Source organism: Rhodoblastus sphagnicola (genome assembly GCF_002937075.1).
GTDB lineage: Bacteria > Pseudomonadota > Alphaproteobacteria > Rhizobiales > Beijerinckiaceae > Rhodoblastus > Rhodoblastus sphagnicola.
The window spans coordinates 1-16,272 of sequence record NZ_NHSJ01000109.1 but is presented as its reverse complement, the minus strand read 5'-3'; the positions used below and the strand labels follow the sequence as shown (position 1 = coordinate 16,272).

Sequence of the window (16,272 nt, the reverse complement as noted above, 5' to 3'; positions counted from 1 at the left end):
GATTAATGCGCCGAAACGCCCTTGGGTCCGCCACCCAGGGCGCAGAATCCAACGCGGCGAGACCGGTTCAGCCCTCGCGCATGGGTGCTACGAAAAGCCTGACGCCAATTTTGGCGCCCATGTTGCGAAATTGACACAGCATCGCCTGACGCAGGGCAAAGCTTCGGAAACGTAACAAGTCGTTCAGCGTCGCCGTCACGGCGGCGGTCAAGCAAAGGCCGACCGTTCCGCTTTGTGATCGAACTGTCGCGTCTCAGTCATCGCCAAGTCAACAAAAGCCGTTTCTGGTTTCCATCCAATGAAACCCAAACGGAATTCGGCGACTCATGCGAAGCTGGCCACAGAAGACCGAAAAGCGCGCGCGCATCGAAATCATCCCGATGATCGACGTGATGATGTTCCTGCTGGTGTTCTTCGTGCTGATCAGCATGAACGTCCTGCCCGCGCTCGGCCTGCGCATCGCGCCGCCGACGTCCGCGCATCCCGACCAGATGGTCGAGCGCACCCGCATGCAGGTCGGCATCGATCCCAATGGCGGGGTTTTCCTCGACGGCGCCGCGATCGAACTCGGGCAGCTCACGGCAAAGCTCAAGGCGGCCAATACCGGCGAACGGCCGCTCGCGGTCATCATCAGCGGCGACGCCGGGGCTAATATTCAGCATCTCGTCGGCGTGCTTGACGCGCTGAAGGCGGCCGGCGTGGCCAGCGCCCAGATCGTGGCGAAGCAGCAGCCATGAGCCTTTCGCGACACCCAGGCTGGCGTCGCCCGGAAGTCGTCAGCTGCCTGTCCAGCTTCGCGCTGACGGGAGCGATGGCTGCGGCGATTTATTTCGCCATGCCGGACAAGCCCGCCAGCGCGCCCGAGACTGCGCCGCAGGACATCCAGCTTTCGCTGCTTGATGAGCCAAAGCCTGATGATCCCAAACAGGACATCGCCGAACCCGCGCCCGAGCCCGAGCCGCCAAAACCCGAGCCCGAGTCGCCGCCGCCAAAGCCTCTGGCCAAGGCCGAATTGACGACGCCCGACGGCGCGCTGCCGCCGCCGAAAAAGTTGAAAAAGCCGAAGAAAATCGCCGCCGTCCCGCAGGACGATGACGACGACGACGAGGAAGAGGCGCCCAGGCCACAGAAAATCGTCAAGCCGAAACCCAGGGCCAGACCGGTCGACGAGTCCGCGCGGCATGTGGCGGAGGCTCCCCGCGCCGCCGCCCGGCAGAGCGCCGGCGCGCCGCGCGCCTCCGCCGGTTCGGCCGCCGCCTTCCGCTCCTGCCTGCAGGCGCGCTCTCATTACCCCACCTCGAAGGAGGCGCGGCTGCAACATCCCCATGGCGCCGTCGGCGTCAGCGTTTCCCTCTCCGGCGGCTCGATTGTTGGAGTCGCCATCACCTCCAGCTCTGGCTCGACGCTGCTCGATCAGGCGGCGCGGTCGAGCGTCGCCTCTTCCGGCTGCGGTTCGTCCGCCGGCGGCGCGCCCCACCTCACCGGCCGGATCGTTTTCTGACCTTCAATGCAACATGCCTGAACCCACGAGGACCCGATGAAGCTCAAGACCCTCGCCATAGCGCTGCTCGCCAGCACCGCGCTTCCCGCTTTCGCGGTGGCGCAAACGGCTGCGCAACCAACGGCTGACGCCGCCGCTTCCGCCTCTCCGGCCCCGGCGGCCAACGCCGTGGCCGCCCATGGCGACTCCCGCGCCATGGGCGGTCTCACGGCCTCCCCGACCGATTTCGGCACGGTTCACGCCGGCGCCGGCGCCGACGCCTCGGGCGCACCCGGCGACGGCGCGCCCAACGCGTTCGGCGTCACCCGCACCGACATCGGCGGCGGCTACATGATCGAGGAAGACGCCACCAAGAGCCGCTCGACCGCGACCCGCGACGCCATCGACAAGCTGTCGCCTTCCGCCAATCCTTACCAAATCATCAGCGCCCTGCCCGGCGCCAACGTCTCAAATCCCGACAACCTTGGCGTGAACAACGGCAACATCCGCCTGCGCGGGTTCAATTCGGATCATCTCGGCCTGACCATCGAAGGCGTGCCGATCAACGATTCCGGCTCCTACGCGCTCTATCCGCAGGAATATATCGACGCGGAGAACATGGGGTCGATTTCCATCGCGCAGGGCTCGCCCGACCTCGACTCGCCGCATATCGGCGCCATCGGCGGCGTGATGAACCTTTATATGATCGACCCCTCCAAAACGGCCGGCGGCGTCGCCAGCGTTTCGGCGGGCACAAACTACACGTTCCGCGAATTCGCCCGCGTCGACACCGGCCAGGTCGGCGACACCCGCGCCTTCCTTTCGGTTTCCCATGTCGGTGACGCGCATTGGAACGGTCTCGGCCGCGACGACCGCTACAATGTTGAATTCAAGAACGTCTGGGACCTCAGCCCCGGCAATACGGTTCGGCTCTCGATTTTGTACAATGACGCCGACAGCAACACGTATCCCTCGCTCTATCTCTCGGATTACAAGTCGGGCAATTATGCCGGCAACTATACGAAGGGCGGCCAGGGGACGTCGAGCAACTGGTATGGGTACAAGATCAATCCGTTCCGCAACCTGATCGTCTCGGCGCCGTCGAATTTCACCTTCACGCCGGAACTGACCTACGACGTCATTCCCTATTTCTGGTATGGCTACGGCAATGGCGGCGGCGTGAGCTCGTTGGCCTCGGTTCCCGCGGGCGCGGCGTCCGGCGGCAGCTATTTCGGCAATCTTCGCGTCACCGGCCTCGGTTCCGGCAGCGGCTCCACGCTGTATTACACCCCCTCCAACACCGAAACCTTCCGGCCGGGCATCATCAACAAGCTCGGCTACACCCTCAACGACCACAAGCTGACGATCGGCTATTGGGTCGAAGACGCGTTGCAGATCCAGACCGGGCCGGTCAGCCCGCTCACGTCCAACGGAACGATCGGCAATGTCTACGGCGACACCAATGTCATCTCGCTGCCCTCCACGGCGGTGTGCTATGTCACCACGACCAAGGCGAAGGTAGCCTGCCCGACCAGCCTTTATGAAAAGCGCAACGCCTATACGCACACGCTGACCAATGATATTTTCGCCGGCGATGTCTGGTCTGTGAACGACAAGCTGACCCTGGAGCTTGGCGCCAAGGAGGCCTTCGTCAATCGCTCAGTGGTCAATGAAACGCCCTATGATCCGACCCCGCGGGTGTCCGTCAACGATGCGGTGTTCCTGCCGCAGGCCGCCATCCGCTACAAGATCGACGACAACAACCAGGTGTTCGCCAGCGTCAATACCACTTTCCGTTCGACGCCGAATTACGGGATGTACAATATCTATTCGCTGACGTCTGCGTCGTTGACGCAGGGCGTCAATGTGGTGAAGCCCGAACGCGGCTATTCCTTCGAAATCGGCCACCGCTACCAGGGCGAGGCCTTCACCACCTCGGTGAGCGGGTTCCTCGCCCGCATCCTCGACATGCAGCAATCGGCTTCGGTGCCGGACCCCGACCACGCCAACCAATATGTCAGCGAACTCAACGATATTGGTCGCGTGCTGGTCTATGGCGTCGATGGCGAGGTCGGCACGCGCCGCTGGAACGATTTCCGCGCCTATGGCTCGTTCGAATTGCTGCACACCGAAATGCAGGACAACGTTCCCGGCTACACCACGGCCTACAAACTGGATTACGCGCCGACCAAGGGCAAGCAACTGCCGGGGTCGCCGAATTATCTGTTCGGCCTCGGCGTCGATTACGACAACGGCCATGTGATCGGCAACTTGCTCTACAAGGTCACCGGCGCGCAATACGGCACGTTCGTGAACGACGAGCGCATCCCCGCTTATGGCACACTCAACGGCATGATCGGCTATCGCTTCTCCGATTACGGCTTCGCCAAGGCGCCGACCATCCAGCTCAACCTGTTCAACCTGTTCGACAAACACGTCCTGACCGGCCTGACGTCCACCGGCGCGACCATCAACGGCGCCGCCGTGACCGGCGTGAAAGGCGGAACGATGAAGGGCAATTCCGGGCAGTATTACGTCAGCCAGGGATTTTCGGCTCTCCTCAGCTTGAAGACGGCGTTCTGACCATGCCCATCGACACCGCCCACTACCACCACATCTGCATCACCCTGCTCTGGGGCATGATGGCGCTGCTCGCGCTGATCCTGATCGAGCGGCTTGTCTATTTTGGGATTGTCGGCCTTCAGGCCGGCAAGCTCGCCAAAGCCGCGCGCGACGGGGGGCTTGTTCCCGGCGCGCGCGTGCTGAAGGCGGCCGATCCGATCACCCGTGGCCTCGCCGAATATGTCGATGCCCATCAGATCGTCGGCATCCGGCGCGAGCGGCTGGAGGATCTCTCCGCCGCGCTCTTCATTGACGTGGACGCGCGCATCAGCGCGCGTCTGTGGGTGCTGGACACGATCGTGACCGCCGCGCCGCTCTTGGGCCTGCTCGGAACAATTCTCGGCATCATGGACGCGTTCAACGCGCTGTCCTCGGGCGGAATTTCCGATCCGGCGGCGGTGTCGCGCGGCATCGCCGCCGCGCTGATCGCCACCGCCATCGGCATTTTCACCGCTCTGTGCGGGCTGATCGGCCACAACTTCCTGCATCGCATGGCCAACAACCTGACCGAGCGGTTCAAGCGCCTGATCCTGCTGACCGAGGCCATTCCCGCCCAAGGTTCGCAGGACAAGGGTTCAAAGGACTCGCGGCCGGCGACCGGCGCGATGGTTGAAGCGACCGCGTGAAGCCAAAGGAGCAAAGTCATGAGCGCCAGTCTTTCCCGCAGAACCTTCCTCGGGGCGGCCGGCGCTCTGGCGCTTGAAACGCGCGAGCTTCATGCGCAAGCGGCCCCGCGGGTAAAATTGCGCATCCTGTCCACCACCGACCTGCACATGTTCGTGATGGACTGGGACTATTATCACGCGAAAATCGATCCCAATGTCGGACTGGTGAAGATCGCGGGCCTGGTCGCGCAGGCGCGCCGCGAAAACCCGAACTGCCTGCTGTTCGACAATGGCGACCTGCTGCAGGGCGATCCGCTGGCGGACTATTGCGCTGCGCCGGGGCGCCTGCCTGACGGCGCGCTGCATCCCGTTTACGACGTCATGAACGGCATGCGCTATGACGCGGCGACGCTCGGAAATCACGAATTCAACTACGGCCTCGCCTTTCTCGAACGCGCGCTGAACGGCCCGAAATTCCCCTATGTCTGCGCCAACATTTTACGCACGGGCGGCGAGAGTTTCGTGCCGCCCACGACGGTCCTGGAGCGCTCTTTCGTGGACTCGGCGGGTGTCCAGCGCGCGCTGCGCATCGGCGTGATCGGATTCGCGCCGCCGCAGATCATGAGCTGGGACAAGTCGCGCGTCGAAGGCAGGATCACCGCTGATGACGCGGTTGAAGCCGCGCGGCGCCATCTGCCCGCCTTGCGCGAAAAATCCGACGTGGTGGTGGCGCTGCTGCATGGCGGGATCGATTTTGGCCCGCGCGACCAGCGCCAGGAAAACCCCGCGCTCGCTCTGGCCGAACTGCCGGGGATCGACGCGCTCGTGCTCGGCCATCAGCACAGGGTGCTGCCCGGACCCTGGTTCGCCAACCATCCGGAAGTGGACGCGCAGGCCGGCAAGATCGGCGCCGTGCCGACGGTCATGGCCGGTTTCTGGGGAAGCCATCTCGGCGTGATCGATCTCGATCTGGTCGAGGACGCCGGCCGCTGGCGCGTCGCCGGATCTCAGGTCGAGGCGCGACCCATCGCGCGACGCGACGGCGACCATGTGGCCGCGCTGGTCGAGGCGGAAGCGAGCGCCGTCGCCGCGATCGCGCCCGCCCATCGCGCCACTATCGCCTGGATGGACCAACCGGTGGGCGAATTCGCGGCGCCGGTGAATTCTTTTTTCGTCTGGGCCGGCCACGATCCCGCGACCGCGCTCGTCAATGCGGCGCAACTCGATTACGGCCGCCGCTGGCTGGCGGGCACGCCGCATGCGGATCTGCCGCTGCTCTCGGCCATGGCGCCCAACAAGGCGGGCTTTACGCCGAACGCGTTCGTCGACATCGCGAGCGGCCCGGTCGCGCTGCGCGACGTCGCCGACCTCTATATCTACGCCAACACGGTGGCGGCGCTGAAACTTACCGGCGCGCAATTGCGCGACTGGCTGGAATTTTCCGCGCGGGCGTTCCTGACCCTGAGGCCCGACGCCACTGAACCGCAGGAACTGGTCGACCGCTCCACGCCAAGTTACAATTTCGACGCCATCGCCGGCCTGACCTACCGCATCGATCCGACGCGACCGCCGCTTTTTCAGCGCAACGGGTCGCGCGCGGCCGGAGCCGGCCGCATCGTCGAGCTGCGCTACCAGGGTGAGGAGGTGGCGCCCGAACGCGAATTCATGGTCATCACCAACAGCCATCGCGCCGACGCAGGCAAGACGCCCGGCGCGAGCGCGGCGTCGCTGGCGTTGAGCGCCCCCGACCTGAACCGCGACGCCATCGTCGATTTCATTCGCGCTCAGGGCAGGATCGCAGCCCCGGCCGCGTCGCCCTGGCGTTTTGTCGATCTGCCAAGCAAGATTCCCGTGGCGTTCGACACGGGCCTGGGCGCGCGCGAGAAAGTTGGCGAGGTCGCGGGCCTGCGCCTGATCGGCGACGGGACGCCCGGCTATCTGCGCGTCGGCTTCGACCTCGGCTGATGCGGCGCCAACCGTGCGTGTCGCCCGCAGCAAGTGATTGCTTCAGAGCTTCCGAAGTTTTCGTCAAGAGTCAAATCCGACCGGCCAGAGTTTTCACCGATCAAACAGCGGCGCCAGACGCCGGTCGCACCAAGCGATCAAGGCCGTCGGACAATGTTCTCGCCGTCCTCTTCGCAGTTCGGCTTTGGCGGCTTCTCGGTCCCCCAGCGCGAGTTTGACGGCGGCGAGTTGGCTGGCGGAAACGCGCCCATGGGCCATGGCTTCGGCCAATCGGCTGCGGCTCGCCTCCAGCCGCCCAGCGCGCGCGAAGGCGTAACTGAGGGAGGAGAGACTTTGGATGTCTACCGGCAGCAGATTGACGGCGCGGCGCGCGAAGGCGATGGCTTCGTCGTGTCTTTCGTCAAGACTGGCGCAGACCGAGCGCATATTCAACATATACACGGAGTCCGGACGCAGTTTCAGGGCGGCCGCGGCCATTCGGTCGGCGTGGTCGTAGCGGCCCGCGCAACAGGTCAGCCATACCCGCAAGCTCGACAGCGGTCCTGCATGCGGGTCGTCGCGCAAGGTCCTGTCAATTTCCTTCAGCGCGCGGTCAAGCTGTCGCGCGCCAACCAGCAGCCAGACGCGATAGAAAATTGGCGACTGGCCATGGGCTCCACTCTCGATCGCGCGATCGATCATGTCCCTTCCCAGGGCTACCCGGCCCAGCAATGCTTCGCGCCACCCCCGCAGCGCCAGGACGTCGGCGTTTTCGGGCGTCGCATCGAGCGCGGCCTCAATGATTTTTCCCATGCGCGCGATCGCCGCGACGGGCTCCACATAGCCGCGAAGAATCTGGCTCGTGATGATGTGTCCTGACGCGGCAAAGTGCCGGTTTGCTTTCGGTTGCACGCTCGCGGCGAATTCCAGGACTTTGAGGGCGACCTCCACGGCTCTGGCCGATGGGATCGTCGCCACCTCATAGGCCGCGCGAACGAGCGCATCCGTCATCGCACCGTCGTCGCCGAACCCGATATCGCCTCCAAAAAGGTGAGACGCCAGATAATAGCCTCTCCCATAGGCCGTTTTGAGCAAATCTTCGTTGGTTCCTTGGCCCAGCAGCTTGCGCAACTGGTGTGCGCATCGCGTGATCGACTCGTCGGAGACATTTTCATGCGGCCAGACCGCAGCTGCGATCTCTTCCTTGCTCACCATCTTGCCGCGCGCCTCAACCAAAAGAGTCAGCAAGGCTCGGACCTTCGGCGTCACGCTGACGTCGCGGCCATCGACCTGAAGTATATCGCCATCGAATCGAAACCTTCTGTAAGCCCAATCCACCATTATCCCGCTTTAACTACGCAAGCCCGAATCCTGCGTCATGAACCGACGGCCGTATTTGCAACGGAATTGATTAGTCTGCGCCAATCCGCGCCAAGTCTCGCGAGACGGCATAAGCCCTGGACGGGTATACTAGCCGTTGGCTGGCCTGTCTTTGATCGCCGGCAAATATCACCTGGTCAGAGGTGACAGCGGTTCGCTATGGTCGAGCGGCGCCTGTATCGGCGGCGCGTTGCGTGACCAAGGGGCCTGAATGGCGCCGGCGGGCGCCTCATCCGTGACCGTTTCTCGCCACCCCGAGACGCGCCCGCCCGCAGTCGCGGAGTGTCAAATATTAAGCGAGCCGCATTCCGCAGAAAAACTGCGCGGAAGTTTATAAAAAGTTGCAAAAATGACGCTATTTTTGCCCGCGTAAGAATCCGGTCAAGATTCGCATATGTCGTTTAAGTTACAATCGATGTTCAGCAGCGGGGTGGGGAAGGCGACCTTGAATGTTTCAGGACGAAAATGAATTAGCGGATCCGACCGACGAGGAAATGAGCGCCTATGCGGCGGGCGAATCGACCGGAGCTGTTCTGGGTTGCAAGGCTGTCCTGCAGGCGCTGATCCAGACATTGGCGCAGCATGAGGCGGATTCGACCAGATTCCGCGCGTCCATAAAGAATCTGGCCTATTCCATCGTCGTCAAGACCTCGGTCGAAGACGATGAAATGTTTCGCGCGGGACGCAAAACGGCGGCCATGGACACGATCAACGAGCTGCTCCAGTTGCCCCCCAACGCCTGATGCGAGGCCGGGCGGGTTCATTCCGCTGTTCGGCGCGGCGCGTCGAGCGAGGACTTCGACGAAGGCCAGGATCGGAGGCCGCGACGGCGCAATGCCCGCGACCATGCGCGGCCAGCCGTCAGCGGCGTGTCAAGCATGGCGCCGTTCAGCCGGCGTCGCCCATTCGCTCGACAAAATCGAGAACGAACTCGCGCTTCCGCGCATCGGAGATCGCCAGATAGGCGCTGACCAACCGGGCCAATTCATCGCCGACTTTTGGCGCGTGCGCGCGCCATGAAGACGGCGCGGTCGTCGGCGGCTCATTGAGCAAGTCAAAGAACTCCAACAGAGGCGCTTGCAGAACCTCGGCGATCAACAGCAATTGAGACGCGGGAGGGCGCATCAAACCGGCTTCGTAAACCCGTATATCCGATTCCGTCACGCGGAGGGCCGCCGCAAGATCCCGCTCGCAAAGCCCGAGTTCCTGGCGCCGAGCTCGGATACGAGAACCGACGATCTCATCGATCGTCCGCGGGGTGTTTTCTGACGCCGGCATTCGCGAAGCTCCCGCTCGCGGTCGGGCGCGACCACCGCGCCGTTTCGACCTCAAAGCCATTGTTTGCATTGACTCGGCGCATGCAATACGCGCGTCACGCCAAACGCTTCGCTTTGTAACGTCCATGCCGCGGCGTGACATTGGCGACCAAGGCTCGCGAGGTCGGGCGCCGCGCGCGGGGCTTACGATTTTATTCGTCGATGACGAGCTTGCTCGCCGAGACCGCCCCCGACGCCTTCAACGCCTTCGCCAGCTTCCGCCGGATCGGCGCGGGAAAGCGGCTGCGCGTGAGGGCGCCTTCGAGGTCGCGCGCGACCTCGGGAAAGCGCTCATGCAATCTTTTGTCGCAGGCCGCGACCGCGGATTCGTCGCCGCGGCTATGCGCGACGATGATTTTCGCCAGCACGCCCCTGGGTTGATCGTCCATATGGATGGAATCGGCATAGGCCGCCGCGGCGACGGCGTCGTCGCGCGTGAAAGCGTCGAGAAAAAGGTAGAACCGCACCCAATTGGGCGGGGAGGGATCGCTACGCAGGCAGCGTCTGATCAACGCCACGCCATCGGCGATCTGCCCTGAGACCATGCGAATCCGGCCGACGCGGCAAAGGATGGAGGGGACGTCCTTGTACTTGCTCAGGGCCGTATCGGCCAGCGTGAGCGCCTCGGCCTCGCGCCCCTGGAACTGATAAGTCTCGGCCAGCAGCGGCAGACCGATGAACGGTTGGCTCCTCTCGGTCAGCGCGTGGACGGCGAGTCGCTCCGCGCGGGTGAGGATCGGCTCGCCGGAAATACTCTGGAAACCCCACATATATTCCCGGAGCAGCAGTCTGCCGAGAAAATCGGTCGCCAGATCCTCGAAGTCCGGCTGACGCGCCGCGTCCGCAAGGCAATTTTCCAATTCGGCGAGACTCTCGCCATCGGGGTGACGGAGGGATGCGGCGGCGCGCGTCATGCACACGATGGACGGCGACGGGTTGTGATTCATCACATGCTGATAAACGGGACCGTTCAGCCCGGCGATGGTCGCCGCAATCTGGGCGACCGATCCCAAGGACTCGTTTTCGCCGACGTCGGAAAGACCTTCCTTCGCGGAGAAAATCAGAACGCCGTCCTTGTTCAGCACGTTAACGGCGATTACATCGCGTTCGCCCAACGGATCAAGCGACGTGAGCTTCACACGAAAATCAGGGGCTCGCTCGGACGCCGCCTGATCGGTGATCACGAGTGTGCCATAAATGCCAAGGCGGGTCTTCAGGCCCTCGGCGAAGGCGAGGTCGCGGGATGAGGAACCTGTATTCGGGCCGCCAAACACCGTCCGTTCGACCGAGATTCGGGGCAAGCCGGTCTCGGGTAGGCGGACGGCGGAGGCTTCGATCTCCCGGTCCGTCGCCATGATCGACACGACGGCGGCAAAACACAGCACGACCAACATCGCCCAAGCATATCGATGGCGGCGCGGCGGCGAGCGTTGCTTTTCGGGGGGAATGTGCGCCGCCAGCGTCTTGGCTGCGTCGATTTCGGTTGTATCCGCCGGCGGCGCGGACGGCTCTGGCGCCTGGGGCGCGTCGGCTTCGATTTCCGCCGACGGCGGTCGCTGCGGCGCCGTTGCTTCTTCGGCCGCCAGCAGGAATTTCGGGTTATAGGAGCCAACGGGAACGACGATGCGGACCGGGTCGGATGCGCCCGCCGACGCGTAGTAATTTGCCAACGCCTCTCGGACCCGTCGCGCTTGAACGCGGATGTTCGATTTGGCGGCGCTGTCGAATTCGGGGTCTTCGCGGTATGCGTCCACCGCGATGGAATATTCCTTGATGAGATGGCCGCGTCCGGCTATCTCCTCTTCGACAATGTAGCGCAAGAACGCCCGCCGCCGCGGCGACGAACTGAATTCCTTTGCGACCAGCACGCGATAGAGAGCTCTTATTTTTTCGTCGCCACTGACAACTTTGTCGTCCACGATGTCATTCCTCGCGTTGCGAGAGGCGAACACAAGCGGCGAGAAGAACCCGCTCCCGGTTAGTAGCGCGTGGGTTGTGGTGAGCACATACCCCAACGTCACCCACGCTCCTTTGCACCAAATCTTGCACGAAGGATACTCCTATCATATGGATTATATGGACTATTTTAGTCCGGTGTGATGAGTAACCAACATACCAATCATGGATCCTGGCCCGACAGCGGCGAGCGGCGCCCGCGCCTGAGGGAAAGGCGATCGCTGGACGCGCCGCGGGGGGAAGACGTTCTGCGAGCGCTCTAGGCGTCAAGGAAGCGAACAGACGACAGGCGCAGGCAGGAGGCGCCGGTTTCGCCGAACCATTGCCTCGCGGCAATGGGCGCCAATGCGCCGAGGATGCGCGGGTTGGCGTCCCGCCCATTGAACAGCGGCAGCAGAAGCAACTCGAATGGAGAGGTCTCCGACCCTTCCGGCGCGGCGGCGACGCCGGCGACGACGGGATGAAACTCTCGCACGGCGGCGCGGAGCACCGCGCGGATTTCCTGCCGATCTTCGCGCGCGAACAGGTCGATGAAAGAGCGCGCGCGTTGCTCGTGATTGAAGAGAATATTGAGGCGCAGACACGAGACGCGCAGCGGATAGGTTTCCGCTTCATCCGCTTCGAGTATCATCGCGTCCGAGAGCAAGTGGCTGAACGCCGCTGGGTCGATATCGCTGCGGTCCGGCGCGCGTCGCGCGCCGCGCAAGCGGTTCCAGTATCTGAAAACCTCAATTGTTCCCTGTTGCCACATCTTGCTCACCCGGGCGTCACGCAAAACCCAAAGATTTCATTGATCTGAAACTGTGACCCTGGGGGCCGGTTCGTAGTTTCTGTAAGAGGCCGGATAACAACCCGACTGTAAATCTCCAAGAGAGCTAAACTCTCGCCGCCGACAGGCGCAACGTTTCGCGCGCCGCCGCACCCCCGGTCGATGTGACGTTCAGCGCAACGTAACGCCGCTTTTGCGGCCTTGGCGGTTACAATGCTGATCTCACGCAAGGAAAAGGCGGCTGGCGGATTACGTCCTTTGCGTCACCTTGACCACGGCTTCCGCCACTTCTTGCGTCACCTGCGTAACACATAAGTTCAAGTTAATCTCAGCTTGCGCGCGCCCGTTCGAATCGAGCCGTTGTCGCGGTGGTCGACAGCGCTGTCGCGCGACGCTGAAGCGGGCGCTTGAGATGCTGATATGGAGTCTGTTGGTCTACGCCATCATTTTCGTGCTTTGCTGCTTTGGCGTCTTCCGCCGGTTTTGCGCGTACAAAACTTGGCAAGAAATCCAGGAGCGCAATGCAAAGAACGGTGCGGTCAAAGCGCGCTAGGCAAGGCCCGTCAATTGGAGCCTGTTCCGATCGGAATAGGCTCCAAATTGTTTTCATGGACCCTCTTGACCGGAACCTTTCTCGAATTCGCCTTTCGCAATCTCCACTTCCGTCAGCAAATTGCGAGCCAGTTCGGGCGCGCAGCTGTCGCGTCATGCGCGGCCCGACATTAAGCCTCAAGGCCGCGATGAGACGATCCGGAGGACACCTTTGGCCCGATCCGCTTTTCGGAACGCCGCCAGGTCTGCGGAAAGGCCGAAATAGAGGTTGCAGAGCCGTCTGTTCTCGTCGCGCGGCGCCACTGCGCCGACCGAGGAGGCGTCGTTCCTGACCGACGCCCTCGCGACGCTGGTCATTCGTACGTTCAGGAACCGGATGGTCGTAAGCTCGATCCGGTCCATTCCCATTTTTCCGATCCATGGTTGGGCGCACGACGTCGAAAGACCACAAAGCAGCCCGTCATTTTCGCCGTTATTGTCCAGCAGCGGCAAGAATATCGCCTCAATGAAGGTTTTCGGCCGCCCGCAAGGCGCGACGGACAATCCTGCGACCACCGGCGCCGCCTCATCGGCGCAGGCGCGCAGGATTCGCCGCATTTCCCCGGCCGAAACCGGCGCCAACAGCGACGGGAACGTCGCCTTCCGTAGTTCGAACAAACCCAAAATATCTGGCTTGGACCCACAGGGCGCAATGCCAAAATCATTGTCGGGATCGCGGTCGAGGATCATCGCCTCGGCCGAAATCCGCCGCACGACGCGAAGATCGAGCTCCTGGCGATCCGGCGCCGCGCGACGCCCGCTTAGGTTGCGCCAATAGCGGAATAAGTCCTGAGTTGATTTCTGACGCATTCGGTCGCCCCCTTGAAGCGGCGCGCGGTCTTGGACGGACACGCGCCGTCTGTTGCCGCAAGAAGAGTTTTTGAACTCTCGCCAAGCATTCCAATCGCCTCGGCAAACACACCGGGCGTGATCGCTGCGTCATAGAAGAGCGTCTCTTCCGCAAATACAACGTATCGTTATGTATTGTGGCGTTACAAAACAGATTGTGTAAAATACATTTATAAAACTAATAAAATTTAAGATTCTATTTTAACGGAATATTGTCAATACAATTATGCGGAATTTGCGCCTTGACGCGACATTGAAGAATGCCATTTGCCTCGACAAATCTTGCGCTATCGCGATGTCATGGGAGCCTGACGGCAAGACTTGCCGGCTCGGACGTTGATCTCGGCGCAGCGCGGACAACGACGCGCCGGGGCCGAAAAGTCGACGATGACGTCCGAGGCGGTGGAATGATGGATCAACTTGCTGGCGCGGCTTGTCCCGGCGGACGCCTCGGCTCATTGATCGCCAAATTCGGGGAAGGCGTGGCGCGTCCCCGGTAGGGCTGCGATCTTTTGCCGCTCATACGCCGGGCCGATTCTGTCGCGGAACGCTTGTTTTCGCGCGCGACATTAATGGCGGGACCACGCAACGGTGACGTTGCGCTATGAGCGCCTTCGCACACGCATATCCAAGCATATGAAATACAAGGCATATCGGCAGGGCTGGCGCGGCGTCGCCGCGATGTCACTTGGCGGCGCCTCCGCCATGCGCAGCGGACTCCTGTTACGCTCGAATTGATGGGACCATCGCAATATCCGAGTCCGGAAGTGGGTTCACGGTCCGACGCCTGACCCGCGCGCGCGGGGCGGGTGTGAATTTTCGGGCCAGCGGCCTTTGCCCGTTGGCGACCATGACGGGTTCGGTCGGATGGACGGGCGCTTTGAAGGGAACATGCCCGGCCGTTGGGAAACGGAGATGATCATGCAACATTGGGCTTCGTTTTCTGTGTCGCCTGGGGGATTCCCTTCGCCGCTCTGGCCGATTCCATTGCCGTCAATCAGTCGTCTCAGGCCAATTATGCGTTTATCGCGCCTGGCCAGCAGGAAACCACCGTCGTCGTGACCCAGAGCGGGGCCCTCAACAATGCGGTTGTGCTCCAAAGCGACGACCAGAAGAATCTGGCCCAGGTTCAGCAATCCGGCCGGAATGATTCCGCGCTCGCGGGCGGATATCTCGTCGAGTTCACGAGCGGCGGATTGAGCCTCGCTTATATGAACGGTTACGGCGTCAGTCCCATCGGCCGTGGCCCCTGCCGGACCCGCCGCGCCCGGCTGGGGCCACGGATCTCCCGTCGGCGAAGGCGGCGGTTTCGCCCGTCCCCGAGGCGGTCTCCCTCGCCAAACCCTATGAGTCCTGTAGCGAACTGGGCGGGTTCAGTTTCGCCGCCGGCGTTTCGGGCTTCTGCGCCACGGTCTCCGGGAGCGCTATGGCGCGCACGCTGACTCAGGCGTGGGTTCCGTTGGCCGGCCTGCGCGCGGGCATCGCGCCCTCGCCTATCTCGGCATCCCCGCTATCGCGATTGACTATCTCGCCAACGCGGACGGCTCGCTCAACCTGTCGCGGGGCTTTTCACTCGTCGCCTTCTACGAGCACATGCGGGCGCTGGACTGGAAGAGCTCCGTCACCTTCTCGGCCTTTTCGACCAATATGAAATCGAAACACATGATAGTGGCGTCGGCGCTGGTCAGTCAGACGGGTCTTGACGCATACACACTCGGCTTTGATGGAATCGTATCGGGCCAGCTCTGTGCGCGGAGCCTCAATTCATGTCGCTTTCCCGGATGTGGTCGGATGCGTCCGATACCAGTTCTGAGCGCCCGGAACAATCGCGCGCGCCGTCATTGCGGCTCCGTCCGAGAGGCAAGGCGGGACGCCAAGCCGGCGTCAATGTTCGAGGTCGCATGGGCGCCGACGCGCCCGACGATGTCACGGTTGCCGCCGATGCGACATTTGGCGACGGCGCATCCAAGAAGCGGCGCGCAGACGCAGAGCGCCTCGAGGTAACATTGGCGGATTGTCGATCCGGACTTATCGTCCGCAGGCGAAAACAGCCGGGCTTGGGCCTTCAACCGGCGCGGAACGGCAGGGATGAATCATTTGCAGGTCGGCCATTTCATGGGGTGCGCGGCTCTAGCCATAGCCGCTCTCACAGCGGATGCGAGAGCGCAATCTCCGCAGAACCGGCTGTTTGCGACCAGCGCGAGTTGCGAAGCGGCAAGGGCGTTTCCCGCTGAACTGTGCCGCCATGCGCATGCCAATGCGCTCGCCGAACTGAACGAAAAATCCCCGCGCTTCACTTCGCGGGCCGATTGCGAAAGCCATTTCCATCGCTGCATGATTGCGGGGTTCGCAAGCGGACGCGTTGAATTCCAGCCTGCGTTGCGCGGCTTCGAGATCTCCGCTCTCGGGGCTTCTGAACCATCGGTCACGCCCGTCATCGAGAAAGATGCGTCGGCGCTCGACTTTCGCGCCCGAACGGCTGTGCGAGCGGACACCTGCGTCTCGTTCAGCTCGCGCGAAAAGGCGCAGGCGCGCTGGTTGGGCATTCAGCGCGCGCTCGCGGCGGCGAATACAACGCCGCCGGCCGACGCCGCCAAATATTTTCCTCCGCCTGACGACAGTCCGGTTCAATCGTAAGCGGCACGAGCCTCCCACATGGCGGTTTTCGTTGGAATAGTTGAGACTCGCTGGGGTTGAACCTGAGCGAGCTTCGTAAATCCATGCATCAAGCCAGAGATCAAGGCGCCTCTTACCAACGGG

At 62.7% G+C, this 16,272-nt stretch carries 13 protein-coding genes; 7 read left to right on the top strand and 6 right to left on the bottom strand.

Annotated features, from left to right (window positions below):
- Window positions 1-67: 67 nt before the first annotated feature.
- On the bottom strand, window positions 68-211 hold the full coding sequence (locus CCR94_RS25195; RefSeq protein ID WP_158254821.1) for a hypothetical protein: 144 nt from the start codon (window positions 209-211) through the stop codon (window positions 68-70).
- A 115-nt stretch (window positions 212-326) separates the two neighbouring features.
- Here CCR94_RS25195 and CCR94_RS17880 point away from each other — a divergent pair, with 115 nt between their 5' ends.
- Genes CCR94_RS17880 through CCR94_RS17860 form a run of 5 tightly spaced genes read left to right on the top strand, consistent with a single transcriptional unit; the run spans window position 327 to window position 6,672 of the window.
- Window positions 327-737, top strand: coding sequence for an ExbD/TolR family protein (locus CCR94_RS17880; RefSeq protein WP_104509204.1), 411 nt, complete (start codon window positions 327-329; stop codon window positions 735-737).
- The gene (locus CCR94_RS17875; protein WP_104509203.1) at window positions 734-1,501 is read left to right on the top strand and encodes an energy transducer TonB; all 768 of its coding nucleotides are present in this window, start codon (window positions 734-736) and stop codon (window positions 1,499-1,501) included. The genes CCR94_RS17880 and CCR94_RS17875 overlap by 4 nt, the downstream gene beginning before the upstream one ends.
- A 36-nt stretch (window positions 1,502-1,537) precedes the next feature.
- Window positions 1,538-4,063 (top strand): TonB-dependent receptor, encoded by a 2,526-nt coding sequence (locus CCR94_RS17870; RefSeq protein ID WP_104509202.1) that lies wholly within the window; start codon window positions 1,538-1,540, stop codon window positions 4,061-4,063.
- 2 nt (window positions 4,064-4,065) lie between these two features.
- A complete protein-coding gene (locus CCR94_RS17865; RefSeq protein WP_104509201.1) occupies window positions 4,066-4,728 on the top strand; it encodes a MotA/TolQ/ExbB proton channel family protein in 663 nt (220 codons plus the stop codon).
- 18 nt (window positions 4,729-4,746) lie between these two features.
- Window positions 4,747-6,672: a bifunctional 2',3'-cyclic-nucleotide 2'-phosphodiesterase/3'-nucleotidase gene (locus tag CCR94_RS17860; RefSeq protein WP_104509200.1), complete on the top strand. Its 1,926-nt coding sequence runs from the start codon at window positions 4,747-4,749 to the stop codon at window positions 6,670-6,672.
- Window positions 6,673-6,765: 93 nt separating this feature from the next.
- On the opposite strand, the gene CCR94_RS17855 is transcribed toward CCR94_RS17860, so the two are convergent.
- Complete coding sequence (locus tag CCR94_RS17855) at window positions 6,766-7,992, bottom strand: winged helix-turn-helix domain-containing protein (RefSeq protein ID WP_104509199.1); 1,227 nt, start codon at window positions 7,990-7,992, stop codon at window positions 6,766-6,768.
- A gap of 488 nt (window positions 7,993-8,480) precedes the next feature.
- Between CCR94_RS17855 and CCR94_RS17850 the strand changes: the two genes are divergently transcribed.
- Window positions 8,481-8,774, top strand: coding sequence for a hypothetical protein (locus CCR94_RS17850; RefSeq protein WP_104509198.1), 294 nt, complete (start codon window positions 8,481-8,483; stop codon window positions 8,772-8,774).
- 145 nt (window positions 8,775-8,919) lie between these two features.
- Here the strand turns inward: CCR94_RS17850 and CCR94_RS17845 are convergent, their stop codons facing one another.
- The 4 genes from CCR94_RS17845 to CCR94_RS17830 form a co-directional block, all read right to left on the bottom strand.
- Window positions 8,920-9,309: a helix-turn-helix domain-containing protein gene (locus tag CCR94_RS17845; protein WP_158254819.1), complete on the bottom strand. Its 390-nt coding sequence runs from the start codon at window positions 9,307-9,309 to the stop codon at window positions 8,920-8,922.
- 190 nt (window positions 9,310-9,499) lie between these two features.
- Entirely contained in the window at window positions 9,500-11,266 is a 1,767-nt protein-coding gene (locus tag CCR94_RS17840) for a tetratricopeptide repeat protein (RefSeq protein WP_146090080.1), read from the bottom strand.
- A 296-nt stretch (window positions 11,267-11,562) separates the two neighbouring features.
- Entirely contained in the window at window positions 11,563-12,054 is a 492-nt protein-coding gene (locus CCR94_RS17835; RefSeq protein WP_104509195.1) for a PAS domain-containing protein, read from the bottom strand.
- Between the two features lie 747 nt (window positions 12,055-12,801).
- Window positions 12,802-13,473, bottom strand: coding sequence for a PAS domain-containing protein (locus CCR94_RS17830; protein ID WP_104509194.1), 672 nt, complete (start codon window positions 13,471-13,473; stop codon window positions 12,802-12,804).
- 2,127 nt (window positions 13,474-15,600) lie between these two features.
- Here CCR94_RS17830 and CCR94_RS26705 point away from each other — a divergent pair.
- Window positions 15,601-16,149 (top strand): DUF1190 domain-containing protein, encoded by a 549-nt coding sequence (locus CCR94_RS26705; RefSeq protein WP_104509192.1) that lies wholly within the window; start codon window positions 15,601-15,603, stop codon window positions 16,147-16,149.
- Window positions 16,150-16,272 lie beyond the last annotated feature (123 nt).

Bases quoted from the DNA above. Each gene is read 5' to 3' on its own strand.
- CCR94_RS17880 (WP_104509204.1), top strand. From the start codon at position 327: ATGCGAAGCTGGCCACAGAAGACCGAAAAGCGCGCGCGCATCGAAATC.
- CCR94_RS17850 (WP_104509198.1), top strand. From the start codon at position 8,481: ATGTTTCAGGACGAAAATGAATTAGCGGATCCGACCGACGAGGAAATG.
- CCR94_RS17865 (WP_104509201.1), top strand. From the start codon at position 4,066: ATGCCCATCGACACCGCCCACTACCACCACATCTGCATCACCCTGCTC.
- CCR94_RS17855 (WP_104509199.1), bottom strand. From the start codon at position 7,992: ATGGTGGATTGGGCTTACAGAAGGTTTCGATTCGATGGCGATATACTT.
- CCR94_RS17830 (WP_104509194.1), bottom strand. From the start codon at position 13,473: ATGCGTCAGAAATCAACTCAGGACTTATTCCGCTATTGGCGCAACCTA.
- CCR94_RS17835 (WP_104509195.1), bottom strand. From the start codon at position 12,054: ATGTGGCAACAGGGAACAATTGAGGTTTTCAGATACTGGAACCGCTTG.
- CCR94_RS26705 (WP_104509192.1), top strand. From the start codon at position 15,601: ATGAATCATTTGCAGGTCGGCCATTTCATGGGGTGCGCGGCTCTAGCC.
- CCR94_RS17875 (WP_104509203.1), top strand. From the start codon at position 734: ATGAGCCTTTCGCGACACCCAGGCTGGCGTCGCCCGGAAGTCGTCAGC.
- CCR94_RS17870 (WP_104509202.1), top strand. From the start codon at position 1,538: ATGAAGCTCAAGACCCTCGCCATAGCGCTGCTCGCCAGCACCGCGCTT.
- CCR94_RS17860 (WP_104509200.1), top strand. From the start codon at position 4,747: ATGAGCGCCAGTCTTTCCCGCAGAACCTTCCTCGGGGCGGCCGGCGCT.
- CCR94_RS17845 (WP_158254819.1), bottom strand. From the start codon at position 9,309: ATGCCGGCGTCAGAAAACACCCCGCGGACGATCGATGAGATCGTCGGT.